General features: G+C 69.5%; 19 protein-coding genes and 2 tRNA genes. 19 read left to right on the forward strand and 2 right to left on the reverse strand.

What is annotated here, in order from left to right; genetic code table 11:
- Nucleotides 1–49 precede the first annotated feature (49 nt).
- From ACYVKI_RS08980 to ACYVKI_RS09070, 19 genes are all read left to right on the forward strand, one after another.
- Nucleotides 50–1,564, forward strand: coding sequence for a pyridoxal-phosphate dependent enzyme (locus tag ACYVKI_RS08980; protein ID WP_460690012.1), 1,515 nt, complete (start codon nucleotides 50–52; stop codon nucleotides 1,562–1,564).
- Between the two features lie 9 nt (nucleotides 1,565–1,573).
- Entirely contained in the window at nucleotides 1,574–2,761 is a 1,188-nt protein-coding gene (locus ACYVKI_RS08985) for a cystathionine gamma-synthase (protein ID WP_460690013.1), read from the forward strand.
- A 33-nt stretch (nucleotides 2,762–2,794) separates the two neighbouring features.
- Nucleotides 2,795–3,445 (forward strand): MOSC domain-containing protein, encoded by a 651-nt coding sequence (locus ACYVKI_RS08990; protein WP_460690014.1) that lies wholly within the window; start codon nucleotides 2,795–2,797, stop codon nucleotides 3,443–3,445.
- Nucleotides 3,446–3,933: 488 nt separating this feature from the next.
- Entirely contained in the window at nucleotides 3,934–5,883 is a 1,950-nt protein-coding gene (locus ACYVKI_RS08995) for a DEAD/DEAH box helicase (RefSeq protein ID WP_460690015.1), read from the forward strand.
- A 93-nt stretch (nucleotides 5,884–5,976) separates the two neighbouring features.
- Nucleotides 5,977–6,048 (forward strand) — tRNA-Thr (locus ACYVKI_RS09000).
- A 53-nt stretch (nucleotides 6,049–6,101) separates the two neighbouring features.
- A tRNA-Met gene (locus ACYVKI_RS09005) sits at nucleotides 6,102–6,175 on the forward strand.
- A 94-nt stretch (nucleotides 6,176–6,269) separates the two neighbouring features.
- Complete coding sequence (locus tag ACYVKI_RS09010; protein ID WP_460690016.1) at nucleotides 6,270–8,654, forward strand: glycogen/starch/alpha-glucan phosphorylase; 2,385 nt, start codon at nucleotides 6,270–6,272, stop codon at nucleotides 8,652–8,654.
- A 31-nt stretch (nucleotides 8,655–8,685) separates the two neighbouring features.
- Nucleotides 8,686–10,608, forward strand: a complete 1,923-nt coding sequence (gene glgB / locus ACYVKI_RS09015) for a 1,4-alpha-glucan branching protein GlgB (protein WP_460690017.1) — start codon at nucleotides 8,686–8,688, stop codon at nucleotides 10,606–10,608.
- Complete coding sequence (gene glgC / locus ACYVKI_RS09020) at nucleotides 10,605–11,888, forward strand: glucose-1-phosphate adenylyltransferase (RefSeq protein ID WP_460690018.1); 1,284 nt, start codon at nucleotides 10,605–10,607, stop codon at nucleotides 11,886–11,888. The genes glgB and glgC overlap by 4 nt, the downstream gene beginning before the upstream one ends.
- A gap of 30 nt (nucleotides 11,889–11,918) precedes the next feature.
- Nucleotides 11,919–13,367 carry a glycogen synthase GlgA gene (glgA, locus tag ACYVKI_RS09025; RefSeq protein WP_460690019.1) on the forward strand — a complete coding sequence of 483 codons (1,449 nt, stop codon included), beginning with the start codon at nucleotides 11,919–11,921 and terminating at the stop codon, nucleotides 13,365–13,367.
- A complete protein-coding gene (gene glgX / locus ACYVKI_RS09030; protein ID WP_460690020.1) occupies nucleotides 13,364–15,466 on the forward strand; it encodes a glycogen debranching protein GlgX in 2,103 nt (700 codons plus the stop codon). The genes glgA and glgX overlap by 4 nt, the downstream gene beginning before the upstream one ends.
- 103 nt (nucleotides 15,467–15,569) lie before the next feature.
- The gene (locus ACYVKI_RS09035; RefSeq protein ID WP_460690021.1) at nucleotides 15,570–16,340 is read left to right on the forward strand and encodes a sirohydrochlorin chelatase; all 771 of its coding nucleotides are present in this window, start codon (nucleotides 15,570–15,572) and stop codon (nucleotides 16,338–16,340) included.
- A gap of 10 nt (nucleotides 16,341–16,350) precedes the next feature.
- On the forward strand, nucleotides 16,351–16,629 hold the full coding sequence (locus ACYVKI_RS09040; protein WP_460690022.1) for a hypothetical protein: 279 nt from the start codon (nucleotides 16,351–16,353) through the stop codon (nucleotides 16,627–16,629).
- A 2-nt stretch (nucleotides 16,630–16,631) separates the two neighbouring features.
- On the forward strand, nucleotides 16,632–17,087 hold the full coding sequence (locus ACYVKI_RS09045; RefSeq protein WP_460690023.1) for an FAS1-like dehydratase domain-containing protein: 456 nt from the start codon (nucleotides 16,632–16,634) through the stop codon (nucleotides 17,085–17,087).
- Nucleotides 17,084–17,542: a MaoC family dehydratase gene (locus ACYVKI_RS09050; protein ID WP_460690024.1), complete on the forward strand. Its 459-nt coding sequence runs from the start codon at nucleotides 17,084–17,086 to the stop codon at nucleotides 17,540–17,542. Before ACYVKI_RS09045 ends, ACYVKI_RS09050 begins: the two co-directional genes overlap by 4 nt.
- Before the next feature lie 150 nt (nucleotides 17,543–17,692).
- Nucleotides 17,693–18,676, forward strand: coding sequence for an ABC transporter substrate-binding protein (locus tag ACYVKI_RS09055; protein ID WP_460690025.1), 984 nt, complete (start codon nucleotides 17,693–17,695; stop codon nucleotides 18,674–18,676).
- 5 nt (nucleotides 18,677–18,681) lie between these two features.
- On the forward strand, nucleotides 18,682–19,470 hold the full coding sequence (locus ACYVKI_RS09060; protein ID WP_460690026.1) for an amino acid ABC transporter permease: 789 nt from the start codon (nucleotides 18,682–18,684) through the stop codon (nucleotides 19,468–19,470).
- Nucleotides 19,471–19,484: 14 nt separating this feature from the next.
- Nucleotides 19,485–20,285, forward strand: a complete 801-nt coding sequence (locus tag ACYVKI_RS09065; protein WP_460690027.1) for an amino acid ABC transporter ATP-binding protein — start codon at nucleotides 19,485–19,487, stop codon at nucleotides 20,283–20,285.
- The gene (locus tag ACYVKI_RS09070) at nucleotides 20,285–21,436 is read left to right on the forward strand and encodes a UDP-N-acetylmuramate dehydrogenase (protein ID WP_460690028.1); all 1,152 of its coding nucleotides are present in this window, start codon (nucleotides 20,285–20,287) and stop codon (nucleotides 21,434–21,436) included. The genes ACYVKI_RS09065 and ACYVKI_RS09070 overlap by 1 nt, the downstream gene beginning before the upstream one ends.
- Nucleotides 21,437–21,732: 296 nt before the next feature.
- Here the strand turns inward: ACYVKI_RS09070 and asd are convergent, their stop codons facing one another.
- Together asd and ACYVKI_RS09080 are read right to left on the reverse strand one after the other, a co-directional pair.
- Complete coding sequence (gene asd, locus ACYVKI_RS09075) at nucleotides 21,733–22,938, reverse strand: aspartate-semialdehyde dehydrogenase (RefSeq protein ID WP_460690029.1); 1,206 nt, start codon at nucleotides 22,936–22,938, stop codon at nucleotides 21,733–21,735.
- A 144-nt stretch (nucleotides 22,939–23,082) separates the two neighbouring features.
- A complete protein-coding gene (locus tag ACYVKI_RS09080; RefSeq protein WP_460690030.1) occupies nucleotides 23,083–23,409 on the reverse strand; it encodes a hypothetical protein in 327 nt (108 codons plus the stop codon).
- Nucleotides 23,410–23,555 lie beyond the last annotated feature (146 nt).

The following is a 23,555-nucleotide window of genomic DNA, read 5'->3' on the forward strand; positions in this document are numbered from 1 at the left end:
AGGCGCAGGGGCCCAGAGCCGCGTCGGTCCGCGCCGGTAGGCTGGGCCCATGAGATATGCCCAGTCCGTCGTCGACCTCATCGGTGGTACGCCTCTGGTGAGGCTCAACCGCGTCACAGAGGGGATCTCCGCCACCGTCCTGGTGAAGCTGGAGTACCTGAATCCCGGAGGGTCCATCAAGGACCGCATCGCCCTGAAGATGATCGAAGAGGCCGAGGCCGACGGCCGGCTGAGCCCCGGTGGCGTCGTCGTCGAACCGACTTCCGGCAACACCGGGGTCGGCCTGGCGCTGGTGGCCCAGCAGAAGGGCTACCGCAGCGTCTTCATCACTGTGCCGAAGGTCGCCCAGGAGAAGCGCGACGTGCTGCGAGCCTACGGAGCCGACGTGGTCGTCGGCCCCAACGGTGTCTCCGCCGAGTCACCGCTGTCCTATTACGGGATCTCTGATCAGATCGCCGCCGAGATCGACGGCGGCTACAAGCCGGACCAGTTCTCCAACCCGGCCGCCCCGGCCTCCCACTACGAGACCACCGGCCCGGAGATCTGGGAGGACACCGAAGGCCGCGTCACTCACCTGGTGGTCGGCGCCGGCACCGGCGGCACCGTCACCGGCACCGGCCGGTACCTCAAAGAGGTCTCCCGGGAGCGCGAGACCGGTCCGGTGCGCGTCGTCGTCGCCGACCCCGACGGCTCCATCTACTCCGGAGGGGAAGGGCGCCCCTACTTCGTCGAAGGGGTGGGCGAGGACGTCTGGGTGGAGAACTACGACGCCTCCGTGCCGGATGAGAAGCACGCGATCACCGACGCCGAGTCCTTCGCCATGGCCCGGCGGCTCGCCACCGAGGAGGGCCTGCTGGTGGGCGGATCCTCCGGCACCGCGGTGGCCGCGGCGCTGAAGGTCGCCGCCGAGCTGGGCCCTGACGACGTCGTCGTCGCGGTGCTGCCGGACTCCGGCCGTGGCTACCTGGGCAAGATCTTCAACGACCAGTGGATGATCGACCACGGTTTCGGCGAGGTCGTGTCCACCTCCACCGGCACCGAGATCAGCGTCGCCAGCCAGGAGGAGATCAGCACCGCGGTCCGCGACGGCGTGATCGGGGCCGACGCCGCCCCGGCCCCTGGCACCGGGGCGAAGGACCCGTCCTCGACGACGGCGGCCGATGTGCTCACCGCCAAGCGTGACACCGTCGGCGACGCGCTTCCCGAGGTGATCTCCATCCCGCGCACCACCACCCTGCGCGACGCCGTCTCGGTGATGAACCGCTACGGCATCGACATCGTCCCGGTCATCGACGAGCCCGGGCGGGTGGCGCGCATCGGGGAGGTCTACGGCATCGTCGACGTCGAGCGGCTCTCCGAGGACCTGATCGTCGGCCACGCCGACCCGCGCGACCAGGTGGCCAACCACCTGCGCGAGGACCTGCCGCTGGTCGGGATCACCGAGACCGTCGACCAGGTCCTGGCCAAGCTGCGCCGGGACCCGACCCTGCTGGTGGCCGAGAACGGCGACATCGTCGGCGTGCTCACCCGCAATGACCTGTTGGCGCACCTCAGCGGTGCTTAAGGAGGACCGATGACCCACCACGACGACGCCGGCGCCCGCGGGCGCGGCTTCTCCACCGACGCGATCCACGCCGGCCAGGACCTCGACGAGGTCTTCGGCGCGGTGGTCCCGCCGCTCCACTTCTCCACCACCTTCGCGCCCGACGGCATCGGGAATCTGCGCAACGGTTACGACTACGGCCGGGCCGGCAACCCCACCCGGACCGCGCTGCAGACCCAGCTCGCCGCCGTCGAGGGCGGCGGGCACGCCTTCAGCTTCGGCTCCGGGCTGGCCGCTGAGGACGCCGTCATCCGCGCCGTGATGCGCCCGGGGCACCGGATCGTGATGGGCAATGACGCCTACGGCGGCAGTTACCGGCTGATCCACCGGGTCCATGGGGAGTGGGGGATCGCGAACACTCCGTTGGACCTGTCCGACCATGGGCGCGTCGCCGCTGAGCTCGACGGCGATGACGCCACTGTGCTGTGGGTGGAGACCCCCTCCAATCCGCTGATGACCGTGGTGGACATCTCCGCGCTGGCTGAGATCGCCCATGCCCGCGGGGCCCTGCTGGTGGTGGACAACACGTTCGCCACCCCGTATCTGCAGCAGCCGCTGGCCCTCGGCGCGGACATCGTGGTGCACTCCACCACCAAGTACATCGGTGGACATTCCGACGTCGTCGGCGGGGCCGTGGTGCTGGGCTCCGACGCCGCCGCCGCAGACCTGGCCGAGAAGGTCGCCTTCCAGCAGTTCGCCGTCGGCGCGGTCTCCGGACCGCTGGACGCCTACCTGACCACCCGGGGGCTGAAGACCCTCGGGGTCCGGATGGACCGGCACTGCAGCAACGCCCAGGCCGTGGCGGAGCACCTGGTGGGCCACCCCGGTGTGGAGCGGGTGCTCTACCCGGGTCTGCCGGACCACCCGGGCCACGAGCTGGCGACGAGGCAGATGAGCGGCTACGGAGGCATGGTCTCCTTCCAGCTGGCCGGCGGGGAGCCCGCGGCCCGGAAGGTCGCCGAGGCTACCCGGCTGTTCGTGCTCGCCGAGTCTCTGGGCGGCATCGAGTCCCTGATGAATTACCCGCATGAGATGACCCACGCCTCGGTGCGCGGCACCGAGCTGGCCGTGCCGGAGAACCTGCTGCGTCTCTCGGTGGGCATCGAGGACGTGGCCGACCTGATCGACGACCTGGACGCCGCGCTCGCCGGACTCTGAGCCGACACGTTCCGGGTCCCTGCACTGTCGTCCATGAGTCTCGACCACGTTTCCTCTCCGACCTGTCTGGCCGCCGCCACGCAGCGCCTGGGCCTGCGGGGCACGGTGGACGCCGTCTGCGTGGTGGACCAGCTGGTTCGGGACGACCCCGGCCCTGTCGGGGTCACCGGCATCGACAAGCGTCCGGTCAGCGGGCCCGTCATGGTGCGCGCCTTCGGCCTGCACGGAGACGTGCAGGCGGACCGGAAGCACCACGGCGGCGAGGAGAAGGCCGTCTACGCCTATGCGGCCGAGGACGCCCTCTGGTGGTCCGAGCAGCTGGGCCACGACATCCCACCCGGCAGCTTCGGGGAGAACCTGCGGATCTCCGGGTCCGCGGGGGAGGAGTTCGACGTCGACGGCGCCTACCCGGGTGAGCGCTGGCTGGTGGGGGACCGGCTGGTCCTCGAGGTCACCCGCCCGCGGATCCCGTGTGCGACCTTCGGGCGCTGGATGGGCGAGCCCGGCTGGGTGAAACGGTTCCTGCAGGCCGGACGCCCCGGCACCTACTTCCGCGTGGTCACCCCCGGAGAGGTCCGTGCCGGTGCCCCGGTGGAGGTCATCTCCGCGGCGGAGGCCCCGGAGCGCACGATCCGGGAGATCGCCCTGGCCAAGGGTCCGACGGCGGCCCGCCCACAGGACTAGTTCCGGTCCCGTTCTCGCGTTGAGCTGGTGCGTTTCCGCCCGAAAAGGCCCGAGAGTCGGCTCATTCCGGCCGAAGCGCACCAGCTCAACCGGGAGGTGGGCTTCGGACCACCTCGGCGGCCGGGGGCGGGCACCCGCGTGACGTTGGTCTCCTGATTGGGGAAAACGCGACGGCGTCCCCTACACTTGAAGAGCATTCTCCGGAAGATCCCGTCTTCTCTTGCTACTCCAGCATCTCTGCACTGATCATCGGTGCGCGCCGATCCGTTCGGCGCCCGAGAGGCTGTCGAGGTTCGTGTGTGTTTTCACGGGTCGACTCCGGAGCCCACCAGTGGCCGCAGAGTCCCCGTCCCATTCCGTCCCATCAGAGCATGTGCACCCTGCCCTGCCCTTGACATGACTGTCGAGCAGAGGTGGTCGACGCCCGTGTGCAGAGGACGCCGAACGGGGACTCGAGGCCGCCCATCGTCACGAAGGAGCCTCAACCCATGAGCACCCCCACCGTTGAGACGCCGGACGCCGCCGAGGCCGTCGAGAGCGCAGAGAAGAACGAGATCCCGGAGAACGCTCCGCAGCCGGAGCGGCCGCAGGCCGAACAGGAGTCCCCGAAGCAGGAGTCCGAGAAGCCGGAAGGCCCCCGTTTCGTGGACCTCGGCCTGGACCCTCGTGTCCTGGCCGTCACCGAGCGGCTGGGCTACGAGACCCCCTCGCCCATCCAGGCGCAGACCATCCCGTTGCTGAACGACGGTCGCGACGTCGTGGGCCTCGCCCAGACCGGCACGGGCAAGACCGCGGCGTTCGCGCTGCCGGCGCTGACCCACATGGCCCGTGCCGCCGACGCCGGCGGGGTGGGCGCCGCCCCGCAGACGCTGGTGCTCGCCCCCACCCGTGAGCTGGCCCTGCAGGTGGCGGAAGCCTTCTCCACCTACGCCGCCGACATCGACGGCCTGACGGTGCTTCCCATCTACGGCGGGGCGCCCTACGGCCCGCAGCTCTCCGGCCTGCGCCGTGGGGCCAACGTCGTGGTGGGCACTCCGGGTCGTGTGATCGACCACCTCTCCCGTGGGTCGCTGGACCTCTCCGAGATCCAGCACCTGGTGCTCGACGAGGCTGACGAGATGCTGCGCATGGGCTTCGCCGAGGAGGTCGACCAGATCCTGGAGCAGACCCCTGCGGACAAGCAGACCGCGCTGTTCTCGGCCACCATGCCGCGGGCCATCCGCCGGATCTCTGCGGACTACCTCAACGACCCGGTGGAGGTCTCGGTCAAGTCGACCACCTCGACGTCGTCGACCATCCGCCAGCGTTACGTGCAGGTCCGCCACTCCTCCAAGCTGGAGGCGCTGACCCGCATCATGGAGACCGAGGCGCACGACGCCGCCATCGTCTTCGTGCGCACCCGGTCGGCCACCGAGGAGGTCGCCAATCGGCTGAGCGCCCGGGGATTCCGGGCGACCGCCATCAACGGCGACATTCCGCAGAAGCTCCGTGAGACCACGGTGGACAATCTGCGCAACGGGCGGGTGGACGTGCTGGTCGCCACCGACGTCGCGGCCCGCGGGCTCGACGTCGAGCGGATCAGCCACGTGTTCAACTACGACATCCCGCTGGACACCGAGTCCTACGTGCACCGGATCGGCCGCACCGGCCGCGCCGGTCGCTCCGGCGAGGCCGTGCTGTTCGTGACGCCGCGGGAGCGCCGCCTGCTGCGCGCCATCGAGAAGGCCACCCGTCAGAAGGTGGAGCCGATGTCCATGCCCACCGTGGCCGACGTCAACGCCTCCCGCCTGCAGCGGTTCTCCGAGAAGATCACCCAGACCCTGGCCTCCGAGGACCTGGAGGAGTACCGAGGCCTGGTGGCCTCCTATGTGGCCGAGCAGAACACCCCGGCCGAGGACGTCGCCGCCGCCCTGGTGGCGATGGTCCATGACGGACGGCCCCTGCTGCTGGATGAGAAGGGCTCTGACGAGCTGGTCCGCGAGGCGGAGCGCGCCGGTCGGGACAACGACGGTGACCGCCCGGAGCGGGGTCCGCGCGCCGACCGTGGTGACCGGGGCCCCCGGGCGCCGCGGGTCGCCGCGCCGGGCAACGCCATGTACAAGATCGCCCTGGGTCGTCGCGACGGCGTCGCCCCCGGTCACATCGTCGGCGCCATCGCCAACGAGGCCGGCGTCCCGGCCAAGAAGATCGGTGGGATCGACATCCGCAACACCCACGCACTGGTGGAGCTGCCGGAGCACCTCTCCAGCGACCAGTGGGAGGCTCTGGCCAAGACCCGGATCGGCGGCGAGCTGATTCGACTGGAGAAGGACAGCGGCGCCGGTGGGCGCGGCGGAGACCGGGGTGAGCGGAGTGACCGCGGTCCGCGCGGCGGTCACCGCAAGGGCGGCTCCGGCGGCGACAAGACGGACCGTCAGCGCAAGCCGCGCTGGCGCTGATACGCGGGTCGGCGTACCTGCCGATCCTATGACGGAGGTCACTCTGCCGGATTTTTGCCGCTGGCAGACCTGGTGGTAGAGTTTCATGCCGTTGCCCCAATAGCTCAGTGGTAGAGCGCAGTCTTGGTAAGACTGAGGTCGCGGGATCGATTCCCGCTTGGGGCTCTGAATGAGAGCCCGCGCGGCGCTTCCGGCGCGGCGCGGGCTTTCTCATTCGTGGCGGTGTAGCTCAGCTGGTTAGAGCGCACGACTCATAATCGTGAGGTCGCGGGATCGAGCCCCGCCACCGCTACCGCACCAGAAGCCCCGGGTCCATGGACTCGGGGCTTCTCGTCTTTCGGAACGGCGTCCGAGCCGAGGCTCCATCCCGGGCTATGCTGTGGCTCATGTCGACACCCACCGAGCTTCGCGCCGCCCTCCTGCATCATCTGCGGTATTCCGCGGGGGTCGAACCAGCCTGTGCGGGTCTGCACGACTGGCGCGTGGCGCTGTCGCATGTGCTGCGTGAGAAGGCGACGGATCCGTGGCTCGAGGCCGCCCGGCGGACCCGCGATGAGCGGCTCAAGAGCGTCAGCTATCTGTCCATGGAGTTCCTGCCGGGCCGGCTTCTCGAGGACGCCGCCATCAACCTGCGGCTGCGCGAGGCCGTGGCCGCCGCGTTCGACGAGCTGGGGGTCAGCTTCGCCGACGTCGTCGACGGCGAACCCGACCCTGCGCTCGGCAACGGGGGCCTGGGGCGCCTGGCCGCCTGCTACCTGGAGTCGATGTCCACTCTCGGGTGCCCGGCCTACGGCTACGGTCTGCGCTACGAGCGCGGGCTCTTCCGGCAGCATTTCGAAGACGGTCGGCAGATCGAGCGCCCCGACGAGTGGCTCTCGACCGGGGACCCGTTCAGCTTCTCCCGCCCGGAGAAGGCCTATCAGGTGAGCTTCGGAGGAGAGGCCACCGACGACGACGGCGGGGCGGCCTGGCGGCCGGAGACCCGGATCGTCGCCGCCGCCCACGACACTCCGGTGGTCGGCTATGGCGCCGGCTGGGCCAACACGCTGCGCCTGTGGTCGGCGCTGCCCAGCGCGGACCTGCTGGACCTTGACCGGTTCACCGCCGGAGACTTCATCGGCGCCGCCGAGACCGAGACGTGGGCGCGCACGCTGAGCCGGGTGCTCTACCCGACCGACACCACCGATCTCGGCCGACAGCTGCGTCTGTCGCAGGAGTACTTCCTCACCTCCGCTTCCGTGCAGGACGTGCTGCGACGCTTCCTCGACACCCAGGACGACCTGCGGCGCCTGCCGGAGCATGCCGCCATCCAGATGAACGACACCCACCCCGCGATCGCTGGCCCTGAGCTGATCCGTCTGCTCGTCGACCACCACGGCTTCGCCTTCGACGTCGCCGTCGACCTGGCCACTCGGGTGCTGGGGTACACGAACCACACCCTGCTGCCCGAGGCGCTGGAGATGTGGCCGGTGGACCTGATGCGTCACCTGCTCCCGCGCCACCTGCAGATCATCGAACGGCTCGACCGACGCGTCCACGAGGTCCACGGGCAGGCGGCAGAGGGGGTGCACCTCATCGAGCACGGCCACGTGAAGATGGGTGAGCTCGCCTTCGTGACCAGCCATCGGGTCAACGGCGTCTCCGCCCTGCACACCGACCTCGTCCGCCGGAACCTCTTCCCACACCTCGAGGCGCTCACTCCGGGGCGAATCCTCAACGTCACCAACGGCATCACCCCGCGACGCTGGCTCAAGCTCGCCAATCCGGCCCTCGCAGGCCTCATCACGGACACGATCGGTGCCGGCTGGGAGGCTGATCTGGAACGGCTGCGCGAGCTCGAGGCCCACGCCGACGACGCCGACTTCCTCGCAGCCTTCGGTCGTGCCAAACACGAGGCGAAGCAGCGTCTGGGGTCCTGGCTCGCCGCCGAGCACGGCATCGATCTGCCCCTCGACTCGCTCATCGACGTGCAGATCAAACGCCTCCACGAGTACAAGCGGCAGCTGCTGAACATCCTCTGGACCGTCTCGCGCTGGCAGCGGATCAAAGCCGACCCGACGGCCGACTGGGTTCCCCGGGTCAAGATCTTCGGCGGCAAGGCAGCACCCAGCTACGCGGCGGCCAAGGACATCATCCGGCTGATCAACGATGTCGGGCGGGTCATCAACGGTGACCCCGAGACCCGGGAGAAGCTGCGCGTGGTCTACCCGCCGAACTACAACGTGACGATGGCGGAGAAGCTCATCCCGGCGGCGGATCTCTCCGAGCAGATCTCCACGGCGGGCATGGAGGCCTCCGGCACCGGCAACATGAAGTTCGCCCTGAACGGGGCGCTGACGATCGGCACCCTGGACGGGGCGAACGTCGAGATCCGAGAACAGGTCGGCGCTGAGAACTTCTTCCTCTTCGGCCTCACCGCCGATGAGGTCACCGCCCGGCGTGAGCAGCCGGACCATGCCCGCGCCGCGATCGAGCGGAGCCAGCCGCTGCAGGATGTGCTGCAGGCTGTGGCTGAAGGCACCTTCAGCCCCGAGGAACCAGCGCGCTACAGAGGTCTCGTCGACCACCTGTGGACCAGTGACTGGTTCCTCGTCGCCTCTGATTTCGATGCTTACATTTCGGCCCAGGAACTGGTAGACAAGACGTACCGCGATCCGCGGCAGTGGCAACGAATGGCGGTGGAGAACATGGCTCGGGTCGGCTGCTTCAGCTCGGACCGTGCCATCGCTCAGTACATGAAGGAGATCTGGGGCATTCCCTCGGCGCCATGAGCGTCCTCCTTCCTGATGAAAGGTCCCGGCGATGGCATCTCAGACGGATCCGCACCGCTTCGGTCCTGTGCTCGGCGCGCTGGACGAACACCTCTTCGCGGAGGGGACCCATCACCGGCTGTGGGAGGTGCTCGGCGCGCACCTGATGACGCATGAAGGCGTCGACGGCGTGCATTTCGCCGTGTGGGCGCCCAACGCTTCGCGTGTGGCGGTTGTCGGGGACTTCAACGTCTGGAACCCGGACGAGCATCCTATGCGTCCGGTCGGCTCCACCGGGATCTGGGAGACCTTCGTCCCCGGCGTCTCCGAGGGCGCCGTTTACAAGTACGACCTGCACGACCGCGACGGCCACCACTTGCCGCAGAAGGCCGATCCGGTCGGCTTCGGCAGCGAACACCCCCCGGCCACAGGGTCGGTGGTGCGTCGTCTCGACACGCACCAGTGGCAGGACGCGGAGTGGCTCGCCCGCCGGGCCGAGGCGAACGCGGTGGACAGCCCGATCAGCGTCTACGAAGTGCATCTGGGGTCCTGGCGCCGCGTGGACGGCGGACGCCCGCTGTCCTATCTGGAGCTCGCCACGGAGCTGGTCGACTACGTCGCAGACCTGGGCTTCACCCACATCGAGGTGATGCCCGTCAGCGAGCATCCCTTCGAAGGATCCTGGGGGTATCAGCCGGTCGGCATGTACGCCCCGACGGTCCGGCACGGCACCCCCGGTGAGTTCGCCGCCTTCGTCGACGCGGCGCACGCGAAGGGCCTCGGGGTCATCGCCGACTGGGTCCCCGGGCATTTCCCCACCGACGAGCATGGCCTGGGCCGCTTCGACGGCACGGCGCTCTACGAGCATCTCGATCCGCGCCAGGGCTTCCACCCCGACTGGAAGACGCTCATCTACAACTACGGACGCCCCGAGGTGCGCGGCTACCTGGTGGCGAACGCCCTGTACTGGATCGACCAGTATCACCTCGACGGGCTGCGAGTCGACGCCGTCGCCTCGATGCTCTACAGGGACTATTCGCGCCAGGAGGGGGAGTGGGTCCCGAACCGCGACGGAGGCCGGGAGAACTACGAGGCCATCGAGTTCCTCCGGGCGACCAACGTGGCGGCCTACGGCACCCACGAGGGGGTCGCGATGACCGCCGAGGAGTCCACCTCGTTCCCCGGGGTGACCCGTCGGGTCGACCATGACGGCCTGGGGTTCGGCTACAAGTGGAACCTCGGCTGGATGAACGACTCGCTGACGTACTTCAGCCGGGACCCGATCCACCGTCGGTACCACCACCATGACCTCACCTTCGGCCTCTCCTACGCGTTCAGCGAGAACTTCGTGCTGCCGATCAGTCATGACGAGGTGGTCCACGGCAAAGGCTCCCTGTACCAGCGGATGCCGGGATCGCACGCCGACAAACTCGGCGGGCTGAAGGCGTTCTACGGCTACATGTGGGGGCATCCGGGCAAGAAGCTGCTCTTCATGGGGCAGGAGTTCGGTCAGACGGCCGAATGGAGCCATGAGGGACAGCTCGACTGGGCGACCCTCCACGACCCCGGTCACGCCGGGGTGCAGTCCCTGGTCCGGGACCTGAACCGGCTCTACCGGGAGCAGCCGGCGCTCCACCGCCATGACGCCGACGGGCACGGATTCTCCTGGCTGCTCGTCGACGCGGCCGATGACCAGGTCTTCGCCTGGACCCGGCGGGGCGACACGGAGGATCCGCATGTCGTCGTCGTGCTGAATCTGGCGCCCGTCGAACGCGTGGGGTACCGCGTCGGCTTCCCGGTCGCCGGCCGGTGGCACGAAGCGCTCAACACCGATTCCTCCGCCTACGCCGGCGGCGATCGGGGCCACGGCGGCGCGGTGGAGACGGAACCCGTGCCCAGTGCGAACGAGAGCCAGTCGGCCCTCCTCACACTGCCCCCTCTGTCGGCCATCTACTTCGTGGAGGAACAGTCATGAACACCTCGACCGAGCCGGGCGCCCACGCCCGACTGACCAACCAGGCCATGGCCTTCGTGCTCGCGGGCGGCCGAGGCAGTCGCCTCGAGGAGCTCACGGCCAGGCGGGCCAAACCGGCAGTGCATTTCGGCGGCAAGACCCGCATCATCGACTTCCCCCTCTCGAACGCGCTGAACTCGGGCATCCGCAAGATGGCGATCGCCACCCAGTACAAGGCGCACTCGCTGATCCGTCACATGCAGCGCGGCTGGAGCTTCTTCCGCGCCGAACGCAACGAGTACCTGGACATCCTCCCGGCCAGTCAGCGCGTCGCAGAGAACAAGTGGTACCTGGGCACGGCCGACGCCGTCACCCAGAACATCGACATCGTCGACGACTACCACATCGAGTACGTGATCGTGCTCGCCGGGGACCACGTCTACAAGATGGACTACGAGGTGATGCTGCGCCAGCACGTCGAGACCGGGGCCGAGGTCACCGTCGGCTGCCTGACGGTGCCGCGCGAAGAGGCGAGCGCCTTCGGGGTGATGCACATCGACGATCAGGATCGCATCATCGACTTCCTGGAGAAGCCGGCCGACCCTCCCGGAACCCCTGCCGACCCCGAGGTGGCACTCGCCTCGATGGGTATCTACGTCTTCAACTGGAAGTTCCTGCGCCAGCTGCTGATCGAGGATCAGCACGACCCGGAGTCGAGCCACGACTTCGGCCACGACGTCATCCCGCAGCTGGTGCAGCGCGGCTCCGCATACGCCCACCGCTTCAGCGAGTCCTGCGTGATGAGCGGTCTGGAGACCCGTCCCTACTGGCGGGACGTCGGCACCATCGACTCCTTCTGGCAGGCCAACATCGATCTCACGGAGTTCGTGCCGCCGCTGGACCTCTACGACCATGAATGGCCGATCTGGACCTACGCCGAGCAGACCCCGCCCGCGAAGTTCATCCACGATGAGGAGGGCCGCCGAGGGCAGGGGATCCAGTCGCTCATCTCAGGGGACACCATCATCAGCGGATCCGACGTGCACAACTCGCTGCTGTTCACCGGAAACCGGGTGCACTCGTTCTCGGCGCTCGACCATGTGGTCGCACTGCCGTACGTGGAGGTCGGCCGACACGCGCAGCTCAGCCGCTGCGTCATCGACAGCCGGGTGCGGGTCCCTGACGGCCTCGTGGTCGGGGAGGATCCGGAGGAGGATGCCCAGTGGTTCCGCCACACGGCGAAAGGCATCACGCTGATCACTCAGGATATGATCGACCGCCGTGCCGCCGCGCTGGAGTAGGCTGGTGCCCCTCCTCAGAAAGGACGTCCCATGCCTGCCGCGCGTCGTCGTGTCCTCTCCGTAGCTTCGGAGTGTGCGCCCCTGATCAAGACCGGCGGCCTCGCCGACGTGGTGGGGGCGCTTCCGGCGGCCCTCGAGCTGCACGGCTGGGCCTCCCGGGTGCTGCTGCCGGCCTATCCCGCAGTGCGGGACCAGGTCACCGGTGCCCGCAGTGTCTGGCAGGACGACGACCTGTTCGGTGGCCCCGCCCATGTGCGGGCGGGCACAGTGGACGGGCTCGACGTCCTGCTGCTGGACGCCCCCCATCTGTTCGACCGGCCGGGCGGACCGTACATGGTCGACGGCTGGGACCACCCTGACAACCCGGTGCGCTTCGCCGCCCTGAGCTGGGCCGCGGCCCGCATCGCCCTGGAGGGCACCAGCGACCGGTGGGCTCCGGACCTGGTCCACGCCCACGACTGGCAGGCCGGGTTGGCGCCGTCGTACCTGAAGTACGCCGGCTCTCCGGTGCCGACGGTGATGACGATCCACAACATCGCCTTCCAAGGGATCGCCGGTGCCGACCAGCTCGACCGGCTGAGGCTGCCGACGTGGGACTTCCACCCGGACGGGCTCGAGTACCACGGGGCGCTCAGCACGCTGAAGGCTGGCATGATGCACGCCTCCCGGGTCACCACCGTCAGCCGCACCTACGCGGAGGAGCTCACCACGCCCGCCTTCGGCTTCGGGCTGGAGGGTGTGGTCGCGATGCGCCGAGATCGCGGGGAGATGCACGGCATCGTCAACGGCATCGACACGGCGTACTGGGACCCTGAGCAGGACCCGCACACGATCTCCTACTCGGCCGCCGCGCCCGGGCCGAAGGTGGAGAACCGCACGGTGCTGCTGGAGGAGTTCGGGCTCGCCGAACCGTCCGGGCCGCTCGCCGTCGTCGTGACCCGACTGACCCATCAGAAGGGCGTGGACCTGCTGCTCGAGACGCTGCCCACCTTCCTCGACGCGGGAGGCGCGGTGGTGGTGCTCGGTTCCGGGGACCCCGGATACGAACAGGAGCTGCTCCAGCTGGCCGCGCGGCGTCCCGACGCCGTCGGGGTGCACATCGGCTACGACGAGCCGCTCAGCCACCGGATGTACGCCGGCGGCGACCTGGTGCTGGTACCGTCGCGCTTCGAACCGTGCGGCCTCACTCAGCTTTACGGTCTGCGCTACGGAGCGCTGCCGGTGGTGACCGCCACCGGCGGGCTGCGCGACACTGTCGTGGACGCCACAGTGGAGAACCTGGCCGCCGGGACCGCCACGGGTCTGACCTTCACCGACATCAGCGCCGCCGGACTCGACGACGCCCTGGACCGGGCCGGACGCCTCTACGCGGATCAGGCCGCGTGGCGAGCGGTGCGCGACCGGGCGATGACCACGCCGGTCGACTGGTCCACCGCGGCCGGGCAGTACGCCGACCTGTTCACGGAGCTGGTGCGGTGACCGACCGCATCTCACCCGGCCGCCCCTGGCCGCTGGGTGTCACCCTGTCCTCCGACGGTGCGAACGTCGCGGTCTGGGCCCCCGAGGCCACGCACGTCTGGCTCTGCCTCTTCGACGGTGAGCAGGAGGAGAGGATCCTGCTGCCCTACGACGACGGCGGCGTCCGACACGCCCACATCTGTGGGGTGACCGAGGGAACCCGCTACGGGCTGCGCGCCGAGGGGCCGCACGTTCCGGCACAGGGGCTGTCCTTCGATGGGCGCAAGCTGCTCATTGATCCCTATGCGCGGGCCCTCGATGCGCCGGTGCGCTGGCACCCGCACATGTCCAGCGGCGCGGAGGAGGACAGCGCCTCCGTGATGCCCAAGGGCATCGTTCTCGCTGATGTCGGCGGTGCTGATGTCGGCGGTGCTGATGCCGACGGGCCTGACCCGGCGGCGAACCGGCCCCGGCACGACGTCGCCGACCTCGTCATCTATGAGGCGCACCTCAAAGGTCTCACCGCCACCCACCCGGAGGTCCCCGAGGAGCTGCGCGGCACCTACCCGGGCTTCGCCCACCCGGCGATCATCGACCACCTGACCTCGCTGGGCGTGACCGCCGTGGAGCTGCTGCCGGTGCAGGCGTTCCTGGACGACGAGTACCTCGTGGAGCGCGGGCTGACCAACTATTGGGGCTACCAGCCGATCGCCTGGCACGCCCCCGAGCCCCGCTATGCGCTCCGCGACGCCGACGCTGAGATGCGCTCCCTGGTGCACACCCTGCACGAGGCCGGCATCGCCGTGTTCCTCGACGTCGTCTACAACCACACCGGCGAGGGCGGCGACGGCGGTCCGACGCTCAGCCTGCGCGGGCTCGGCACCTCTGCCTACTACCGGCTGCACGAGGGTGCGCACATCAACGACACCGGGACCGGGAACACCGTGGCCACCGAGCATCCCATGGTGCTGCGTCTGGTCCTGGACAGCATGCGCCACTGGGTGACCCGGTACGGGATCGACGGATTCCGCTTCGACCTCGCGACCGCGGTCGCGCGCACCCCGCACGGCTTCGACCCGGCAGGCACCTTCTTCCAGGCGGTGCGGCAGGACCCGGTGCTCGCCGAGGTCATGGTCATCGCGGAACCGTGGGATCTCGGCCCCGCCGGCTACCAGCGGGGAGGGTATCCGCATCCCTGGTCCGAATGGAACGACGGCTTCCGCGATGACGTGCGCCGGGCCTGGCGCGGCGACCAGGACGCGGTGCGCGCCCTCGGGGCGCGGCTGCTCGGCTCCGCGGACACCTTCGATCACTCGCGGCGCACACCCACCGCCTCGATCAACTTCCTCACCGCCCACGACGGCTTCACCCTCGCTGACGTCGTCTCCTACACCGAACGGCACAACGAGGCGAACCTGGAGGACGGACGGGACGGGCACAGCGAGAACCACTCCGACAACTTCGGGGTGGAAGGTCCGACCGATGACCCCGTCGTGCGGGCGGCGCGCTCGCGGCGGATGCGGGCGATGCTCGCGACTCTGCTCGTCTCGCAGGGGGTGCCGATGCTGCTGGCCGGCGATGAGATCGGCAACAGCCAGGGCGGCAACAACAACGCCTATGCGCAGGACAACGAGATCGGTTGGGTCGACTGGACCTCCCCGGAGACGGGGCTGCTCGACGTCGTCCGTCGCCTCGTCGAGGTGCGACGACGTCTGCCGGTGCTGCGCCAGCGGACCTTCCTGCACGGCGGACAGCGGTCCTCCGGAGACCCCGACGTGGTCTGGCTGCGTGCCGACGGCCAGCCGGCCACCGAGGAGGACTGGCAGGATCCGCAGCTGCGCACCCTCGTCGCTGTCCTCGCCGGGGCCGCCGACGATCCGATCGGGGAAACACTGGTCGGGTCGGTCGCCGTCATCCTCAACCTCGGTGAGCAGGTGGAGGTCCAGCTGCCTGGCGACCGGCCGTGGCACCTCGAGTTCGACTCCGGAGGCGAGACTGAGCAGGCCGCGGCGTCGGAGGAGGAGCCGGCGGAGGAGGAGCCGGCGGACGGGGACGACGGTGTCGGCCGCCGCAGGATCGGTGCCGAGTCGGTGGTGGTGTACTCCTCACCCGGGCCGTGACTCTGCGAGACGTCGTATTCACGGAGGTGTCACACATCCGTCCTAGGCTGGAAGCAGAGCCGATCCGCCGACCCAGCCGCCCCACCCACCCGGAAGGACCCCTATGAGCGCCCCGTCCCCGCGCGACGCCTCTCCGGAGACGCCGTCCGTCCCCGCTCTGGCCGCGATCTCGCACGGCACCTCCGATCCGGCGGGTCAGGCTGTGGTGCGCCGGCTCGTCGACGACGTCGCCGCGACCGTGCACGTCCGGAACCTCGACGCCGAGGTGCGCCTGGGACATGTGGACGTCCAAGACCCGGACGTCCCCGCCACTCTGTCGGAGCTTCCGGAGGCTCTGCCGGCGGTGGTCGTGCCCGTGCTGCTCTCCGCCGGCTACCACGTCAACGTGGACCTGAGGAAGGAGACCGCCGACGTCGGCCGCGAGGTCACCATCGCCGGCGCGCTCGGGCCGGACGACCGGCTCGTGGACGTGCTGCTCCGGCGTCTGGAGGAGGTTGACGCGGATCCGCGCACGGACACGATCATCCTGGGAGTGGCCGGCTCCTCTGACGCCTCCGCCGTGGAGGACTGTCACGAGATGGGCCGCCGTCTGGCCGCCCGCCTCGGTGCGGAGGTGACGGTCGGCTTCCTCGCCGCCGCGAAGCCCACCGTGGCCGAGGCCGTCGCCGAGGCGAAGGAGGCCGCCACAGGTCCGGGGCGTGTCGTCGTCGTCAGCTACCTGCTGGCTCCCGGCTACTTCCAGAACCTGCTGGAGAAGGCCGCCGCAGATCGCACCACGGCGCCGCTGCTGCCGGCCCCTGAGGACCTCGAGCAGCCGCCGGCCTCCCCACCGGAGCTGGTGGAGATCATCCTGGACCGGTACCGCGGCCGGTAGGATTGCAGCGATGAGCACACCGCCGATGGACCCGTGGACCCACGGGACGCCCGCCTACCGCCGCACTCTGCTGCTGGGGATGTCCGCCACCTTCCTCGGCGTGGTCGTCGTGGTGCTGGCCGCCGTCGCCGTGGGTCCGGAGAACGAGACCACCGTGCGGACGATCGGACTGGGGCTGATCGGGGTGGGCATCATCAGCCATCTGGTCTCCATCCTGCTGCGCAAGCGGCAGGCCATGCAGATCATCCGGTCCCGGGCCGACGAGTCGACGAAGAAGAGAGGGCGCTGAGCGTGAGCATCAACACCGCAGCGGAAGGGCGGGTCTACCCGCCGGCCGCGCCGTACCAGGTCAGTCGGGAGGCGGTGCGGGAGTTCGCCGTCGCGGTGAAGGCCGACCACCCGGCCCACCATGACGTCGACGCCGCCGTCGCTCGGGGGCACCGCGATCTGGTCGCCCCACCGACCTTCGCCGTCGTGGTCGCGCAGCGTGCCGAGGCGGCCGTCGTCGCCGATGACGAGGTCGGCATCGACTTCTCCCGGGTGGTGCACGCCGACGAACGGTTCACCCACCACAGCCCCATCCTGGCCGGCGACACCCTGCACGCCCAGGTCACCCTGGACCGCATCCGCGTCATGGGCGCCGGAGCGATGGTCACCACCAAGGTCGAGATCACCACCGCGGAGGGCGAAGCGCGCAGCACCGTGATGTCCTCGCTGCTGGTGCGTGCCGAGGAGGAGAGCGCATGAGCCCCGACGAGACCACTGCACCGCAGATCAGCGCCCTGGAGAAGGGCCAGGAGATCGGCAGCCGGGAGATCAGCCTCTCCCGGGCGGACCTGATCCGCTACGCCGCCGCCTCAGGGGACCACAACCCCATCCACTGGAACGCACGCTTCGCCCGTGAGGTGGGCCTCGACGGCGTCATCGCCCACGGCATGCTGACCATGGGCCTGGCGGTGGACCTGGTCACCGAATGGGCTGGGGATCCCGGCCGAGTGGGCGACTACCAGGCACGCTTCACCAAGCCGGTGCCGGTGCCCGACGCAGAGTCCGGCCCCCCGGACGCCCCGACTGCGACCCTGATGGTCAGCGGAACGGTCGGCGCCGTCGATGAGGAGGCCTCCACGGTGCGCATCGACCTGACGGTGACCCTGGAAGGCACCAAGGTCCTGGCGAAGTCTCAGGTCAGCGTCAGTCTCTGAGGACCACGGAGGGGGACCGCGGCGGAGGACCACGGCTGATCACCGGCCCAAGGTCCCCTGACCTGGTGGGTCAGGGTCGTATAATCGCCACACGGATTCGCCGCGTCTGCCTCGACGCGGCCATGAGCACCAGTGAACAGGGGACCTCACATGCCCAGCAGCACGGATTTCGAGACTGATGAGCGCGCCGTCGCACCGGCGGGGATGCCCCGCGGCACGCGGCGCACCCAGCTGGCCACGGGCCTCGGAGCGGCCACGATCGCGGCCCTGGCCCTGACCGCCTGCGCCGGCGAGGACGGCGAGGGTGAGCTCGAGGCTGAGCCCCAGGTGGAGACCGAGCTGGACCTCGAAGTCGGAGAGGTCGAGCTGATCACCCCCGGCACGCTCACCGTCTGCTCGGATGTGCCGTATCCGCCGTTCGAGTACTACGACGCCGATGGCGACGTCGTCGGCTTCGACATCGACATCGCCGAGGGCATCGCGGATGTGCTCGATGTCGAGCTCGACGTGGTCCAGACCAGTTTCGAAGGCATCCAGTCCGGTGTGGCGCTCAACGCCGAGACCTGCGACCTGGCGATCTCCGGGATGACCATCACCGAGGACCGTGCCGGGAACATGCTCTTCTCGGACCCGTACCTGGATGACAACCTCGGCCTGCTGGCCGCCTCCGACTCCGGCATCGAGTCCCTCGAGGACATCGACGACTCGATCACCGTAGGCGTGCAGGCGGACACCACCGGCGAGGACTACGCCGACGAGCACGGCTACCAGATCCGTTCCTACCCGGACTCCGGACTGCTCATCCAGGGACTCGAATCCGGCCAGGTGGAGGCCGCGATCGGCAACATCTCCATCCTGGGGTACCAGGCCGGCGAAGACGACGCCTCCGAGTTCATCGAGGAGATCGACACCGGCGAGCAGCTCGGCATCGCCGCACAGCTGGAGAACCAGCAGCTGATCGACGTCGTCGACGAGATTCTGGCCGAGATGGTCTCCAGCGGCTACATGGCCGAGATCGAGGAGCTGTGGTTCGGCGGCGGCGAGACGCCCGAGGAGGGCGACGTCGAGGACGACGAGGAGGACGACGAGGAGGCCGACGCTGAGGACGCAGACGCCGACGAGGGCGACGACTGACCCGCATGGCACTGACGACCCGTGACCGAGCACGGCTGAGCCTCGGGATCCAGGCCGGGCTGTTCATCTCTGTGGTGATCGTGCTGATCTTCATCATCGACTGGACGGCGATCCACCGGAGCTTCTTCGACATCGAGCGTGTCAGCCCGATGTTCCCCGAGATCCTCACCGTCGGCCTGGTCAACACGTTGCAGTACACGGCGGTGGGCTTCGCCCTCGGTCTGCTCGGCGGGACCCTGCTGGCGCTGATGAAGCTCTCCAGCTTCCCGGTCTACCGGTGGCTGGCGACCGCTTACATCGAGTTCTTCCGCGGGATTCCGGCGATCCTGGTGTTCCTGGCTCTGGGATTCGGCGTGTCCATCGCCTTCGGCTGGAATCTCAACTCCCTGCAGATCGCCGGCTCCGCCCTAGGGCTGGTGGCCAGCGCCTACATCGCTGAGACGCTGCGCGCCGGCCTGCAGGCCGTCCCGAAGGGGCAGGTGGAGGCTGCTCGGGCGCTGGGCATGCCGGCCTGGCGGGCGATGCTGTCCATCCAGATTCCGCAGGCGTTCCGCATCGTGCTGCCCCCGCTGACCAATGAGGCGATCCTGCTGACCAAGGACTCCTCGCTGATCTTCGTGGTCGGCCTGACCGCGGGTGCGGCGGAGCTGACCAAGTTCGGCCGCGACGGCATCAACATCTACCAGGCGGGCCTGACCCCTCTGGTCGCCGCCGGCGCCTGCTACCTGCTGATCACTGTGCCGCTGTCCATCCTGGCCCGCCGCATGGAGCAGCGGTCACCGAAGAAGAAGTAGGAGGCCCGATCCCCATGGCCGAGCCTGATCAGACCGCGACGGTCGCCGCCGAGAACACCGCCGCGGGGGTGAGCATCACCGACCTGCACAAGTCGTACGGCGACAATGAAGTGCTCAAAGGCATCTCCCTGACGGTCCGCCCCGGCGAGGTGGTCTGCCTGATCGGTGCCTCCGGCTCCGGGAAGTCCACGCTGCTGCGCTGCGTGAACCGTCTGGAGGACCCCAATTCGGGAACCATCACGGTCGGCTCCTTCGACGCCACCGACCCCGAGGTGGACCTGGACGCCATGCGCCGGCACATCGGCATGGTCTTCCAGCAGTTCAATCTCTTCCCGCATCTGAGCGTGCTGGAGAACTGCACGATCACCCCGCGTCGGGTGCTCAAGCAGTCGAAGGAGGCCGCCGAGGCGGAGGCGATGGCTCAGCTGCGCCGGGTCGGACTCGAGGACCTCGCCCAGCGTCGTCCGGACCAGCTCTCCGGCGGTCAGCAGCAGCGGGTGGCGATCGCCCGTGCGCTGACGATGCGGCCGCAGCTGATGCTTTTCGACGAGCCGACCTCCGCCCTGGACCCGGAGACCGTCGGGGACGTGCTGGCGATCATGCGCCAGCTGGCTGAGGCCGGCATGACCATGCTCGTGGTCACCCACGAGATGGGTTTCGCCCGAGAGGTCGCCGACCGGGTGGTCTTCATGGACCAGGGCTACGTGGTCGAGGAGGGCCCGGCCGCGGAGGTCATCGGAAACCCGCAGCAGCCGCGCACCCAGGACTTCCTGCGGCGTGTGCTCAACCCCACCGGCGTGGACCTCGAGGCCTGATGGCACAGTCTCTGAGGCAGCAGGGCCTGAGACGGCGATTCAGCGAGCACACCACGGCACGGGTGGGCGGCACCGCGGGGGAGTGGGTCATCGCCCATACGGAGTTCGAGGCCCTGCAGACGCTCTCCCGCCACCCGTTGCCTTCGGAGGAGGATCGCGCGGCCTGCCGCGACCCGCTGCTGGTGCTCGGGGGCGGCTCCAACCTGCTCGTCGCCGACTCCGGCTTCCCCGGCACGGTGCTGCAGCTGGCCTTCGCGGGGATCAGCGCCGAACCGGCCGGAGCCGAGGAGGAGGGCGGCGACGTGCTGGTCACCGCCGCCGCGGGGCACGAGTGGGATGACGTCGTCGCCTGGACGGTGCAGCGCCGGTACGCGGGCCTGGAGGCACTCTCCGGGATCCCCGGGGCCGCCGGGGCGACCCCGGTGCAGAACGTGGGCGCCTATGGTGCCGAGGTCTCTCAGACGCTGGTGGACATCCGTGCCTGGGACCGGCTGCTGGGTGAGGTCGTGACGCTGAGCAACGAGCAGCTGGGCTTCGGATACCGCGACTCGGTGCTCAAGCGCACCACGCTGCACGGTTCGCCGCGTTATGTGGTGCTCTCGGTGCGGTTCCGCCTGGCGCATCGAGGTGAGGCCACGCCGTCGTCGCCGGTCCGCTATGCGGAGCTGGCGCGCTCCCTGGGCCTGGACGTGAACGCGGCGGAGGATCAGCGGCGGGCGCCGCTGGCCGACGTGCGTACCAGGGTTCTGGCCCTGCGGGCCGACAAGGGCATGGTGCTGGACCCCGCCGACCACGACACCTGGTCCACCGGCTCGTTCTTCACCAACCCGATCGTGGGGGAGGAGGTGCTGGCCACCCTGCCCGAGGGGGCGCCGCGCTTCCCGGCCCTGCAGGATGAGGACGGCTCCGCGCGGGTGAAGCTCTCTGCGGCCTGGCTCATCGACCGCGCCGGCTGCCAGAAGGGCTTCGGCGCGGATCTGGTGGAGGGCCGCGCCTCGCTGTCCACCAAGCACACGCTGGCCGTCACCAACCGGGGTGAGGCCTCCACGGCGGACCTGCTGACCGTGGCCGGTGCGGTCCGGGACCGGGTCCGGGAGACCTTCGGCATCGAGCTGCACCCCGAGCCGGTGCTCATCGGCTGCGAGCTCTGAGCAGCGCTCACGATGCGGTCCTTCGGGTGGTGCTGGAGCAGCTGTCCCCGTTCCAGGGACGCCCTCGCTCGGTGAAGCGCGGAGGTGGGCCCCTGAAAGGGGGACGGCGAGTGGCTTGGCGAGAGGTGGGCGCGGGCGGCTGGGAGGGGACGGGTGGCTCGCAGGGCGCCGTCGCCACTGGTCAGCGACGACGACGGCGCCCTGCTTCGCTGAGGAGGCAGGGCGCCGTCGTCGTACGGTGGCGTGGGCGCGGGGCGCCGGAGAAAGTGCGGGCCGTCAGCCGGAGTGGGGCCGTCTCATAGTTTGCCGATGGCGATCAGCAGCATCCGGCGCAGCGGCTCGGCCGCACCCCAGAGGAGCTGGTCGCCCACGGTGAAGGCGGAGATGTACTCCGGGCCCATCTCGAGCTTGCGGATGCGGCCCACCGGGATGGTCAGCTCACCGGTGGCGGCCACCGGGGTGAGCTGCTCCATGGTGGCCTCCTTCTCGTTGGGGACCACCTGCGCCCAGTCGGAGCCGGCGGCGAGGATGGACTCGATCTCGGAGACCTCGAGGTCCTCGCGCAGCTTCAGCGTCAGTGCCTGGGAGTGCGAGCGCAGGGCGCCCACCCGCACACACAGCGAGTCGAACGGGATCCTCTCCCCGCGGCGCTCCACCCCGGGGGCCAGCGCGTCGCCGCGGCCCAGGATCTTGTTGGTCTCCACCCCGGCTTTCCATTCCTCCTTGGCGACGCCGTTGCCGAGGTCCGCGTCGATCCAGGGGATGAGCGAGCCGGCCAGCGGCACGCCGAACTGGGAGGCGTCCAGGCCGCCGCGCTGGGTCTCGAGGACCTTGCGGTCGATCTCCAGGATGGCCGAGGCCGGGTCGGCGAGCTCCTCGCCCACGGCGCCATGGAGGTCACCGAACTGGGTCAGCAGCTCACGCATGTGCTTGGCACCGCCGCCGGAGGCCGCCTGGTAGGTCATGGCGGTGCCCCACTCGACCAGGCCCTCGGAGAACAGCCCGCCCAGGCCCATCAGCATGCAGGAGACGGTGCAGTTGCCGCCGACGAACTCCTTCACGCCGGCGGCCAGACCGGCGTCGATGACATCCCGGTTGATCGGGTCCAGGGTGATGATGGAGTCCTCGGCCATGCGCAGAGTGGAAGCGGCGTCGATCCAGATGCCGTCCCAGCCGGCTGCCCGCAGCTTGGGGTGGACGGCCTGGGTGTAGTCCCCGCCCTGGGCGGTGACGATGATCGACAGCTTCGCCAGGGTGTCGAGATCGTAGGCGTCCTGGAGCGTGTCCTCGGCCGGCTGCAGCCCGTCGAAGATCGGGGCGGCACCGCCGGCGTTGGAGGTGGAGAAGAACACCGGGGAGATGTGCTGGAAGTCCCCCTCGTCGAGCATGCGCTGGATGAGCACGGAGCCGACCATGCCGCGCCAGCCGACGATCCCGACGGACGGAGCCGCGCCGGTGGCGTCGGAAAGTGCAGAGACAGCAGGGGATGTCGTAGAAGCCATACCTACCAGGGTAACGAACCCGCGCATCGCAGGGATATGGGACAGATCACCAGAGCGCGTCAGGGACGCGCCGTCGGGCGTCTCCACGGCCGACGCCCCAGGTCAGGGACTCCCGATTCGAGGCTCCGGGTCAGGGGCTCCCGATTAGAGGCCGCGGCGCCAGCTCCACAGCAGCCAGGCGGCGACGACGGCGGGGACCACCACGAACAGGAAGACTCCCAGCAGCAGCCCGATCAGGTAGACCCCCAGCGGTTCGCCCGCGGCGACGCCGGAGGAAGTGTCGCCGATGTACTGGGCCACCGCACCGCCCAGCGAGCCCAGGGCGACGAGCAGCAGGAGGATCCCCAGGGCCAGCTTCCAGCCCTTGCGGTGGAGAGCGCCTGGGTCGTCGGCTGGGCCGTCCTCGGCTCGGATCTTTCGGGGATCGGCGCTCCAGTCGTCCGCCCCGCCGATGCCGTGCATCGTGCTCATGACACGACGGTACGTCCCGGCGGCGTCAGTGTCACGAGTCTCCGCCCGCAGTACGGGCCAGGCGACGATTCAGCGACTCAGCGACTCAGGCGGCGACTCGGCGTCCCAGCGGCGGCCCAGCGGCGGCCCAGCGTCGGTTCAGCGTC

The sequence above is a fragment of the Nesterenkonia suensis genome (assembly GCF_054782935.1).

Excerpts from the sequence above, each read along its gene's own strand:
- ACYVKI_RS08980 (WP_460690012.1), top strand. The coding sequence starts at position 50 with ATGAGATATGCCCAGTCCGTCGTCGACCTCATCGGTGGTACGCCTCTG.
- ACYVKI_RS08985 (WP_460690013.1), top strand. The coding sequence starts at position 1,574 with ATGACCCACCACGACGACGCCGGCGCCCGCGGGCGCGGCTTCTCCACC.
- ACYVKI_RS08990 (WP_460690014.1), top strand. The coding sequence starts at position 2,795 with ATGAGTCTCGACCACGTTTCCTCTCCGACCTGTCTGGCCGCCGCCACG.
- ACYVKI_RS08995 (WP_460690015.1), top strand. The coding sequence starts at position 3,934 with ATGAGCACCCCCACCGTTGAGACGCCGGACGCCGCCGAGGCCGTCGAG.
- ACYVKI_RS09010 (WP_460690016.1), top strand. The coding sequence starts at position 6,270 with ATGTCGACACCCACCGAGCTTCGCGCCGCCCTCCTGCATCATCTGCGG.
- glgB (WP_460690017.1), top strand. The coding sequence starts at position 8,686 with ATGGCATCTCAGACGGATCCGCACCGCTTCGGTCCTGTGCTCGGCGCG.
- glgC (WP_460690018.1), top strand. The coding sequence starts at position 10,605 with ATGAACACCTCGACCGAGCCGGGCGCCCACGCCCGACTGACCAACCAG.
- glgA (WP_460690019.1), top strand. The coding sequence starts at position 11,919 with ATGCCTGCCGCGCGTCGTCGTGTCCTCTCCGTAGCTTCGGAGTGTGCG.
- ACYVKI_RS09035 (WP_460690021.1), top strand. The coding sequence starts at position 15,570 with ATGAGCGCCCCGTCCCCGCGCGACGCCTCTCCGGAGACGCCGTCCGTC.
- ACYVKI_RS09040 (WP_460690022.1), top strand. The coding sequence starts at position 16,351 with ATGAGCACACCGCCGATGGACCCGTGGACCCACGGGACGCCCGCCTAC.
- ACYVKI_RS09050 (WP_460690024.1), top strand. The coding sequence starts at position 17,084 with ATGAGCCCCGACGAGACCACTGCACCGCAGATCAGCGCCCTGGAGAAG.
- ACYVKI_RS09055 (WP_460690025.1), top strand. The coding sequence starts at position 17,693 with ATGCCCAGCAGCACGGATTTCGAGACTGATGAGCGCGCCGTCGCACCG.
- ACYVKI_RS09060 (WP_460690026.1), top strand. The coding sequence starts at position 18,682 with ATGGCACTGACGACCCGTGACCGAGCACGGCTGAGCCTCGGGATCCAG.
- ACYVKI_RS09065 (WP_460690027.1), top strand. The coding sequence starts at position 19,485 with ATGGCCGAGCCTGATCAGACCGCGACGGTCGCCGCCGAGAACACCGCC.
- ACYVKI_RS09070 (WP_460690028.1), top strand. The coding sequence starts at position 20,285 with ATGGCACAGTCTCTGAGGCAGCAGGGCCTGAGACGGCGATTCAGCGAG.
- asd (WP_460690029.1), bottom strand. The coding sequence starts at position 22,938 with ATGGCTTCTACGACATCCCCTGCTGTCTCTGCACTTTCCGACGCCACC.
- ACYVKI_RS09080 (WP_460690030.1), bottom strand. The coding sequence starts at position 23,409 with ATGAGCACGATGCACGGCATCGGCGGGGCGGACGACTGGAGCGCCGAT.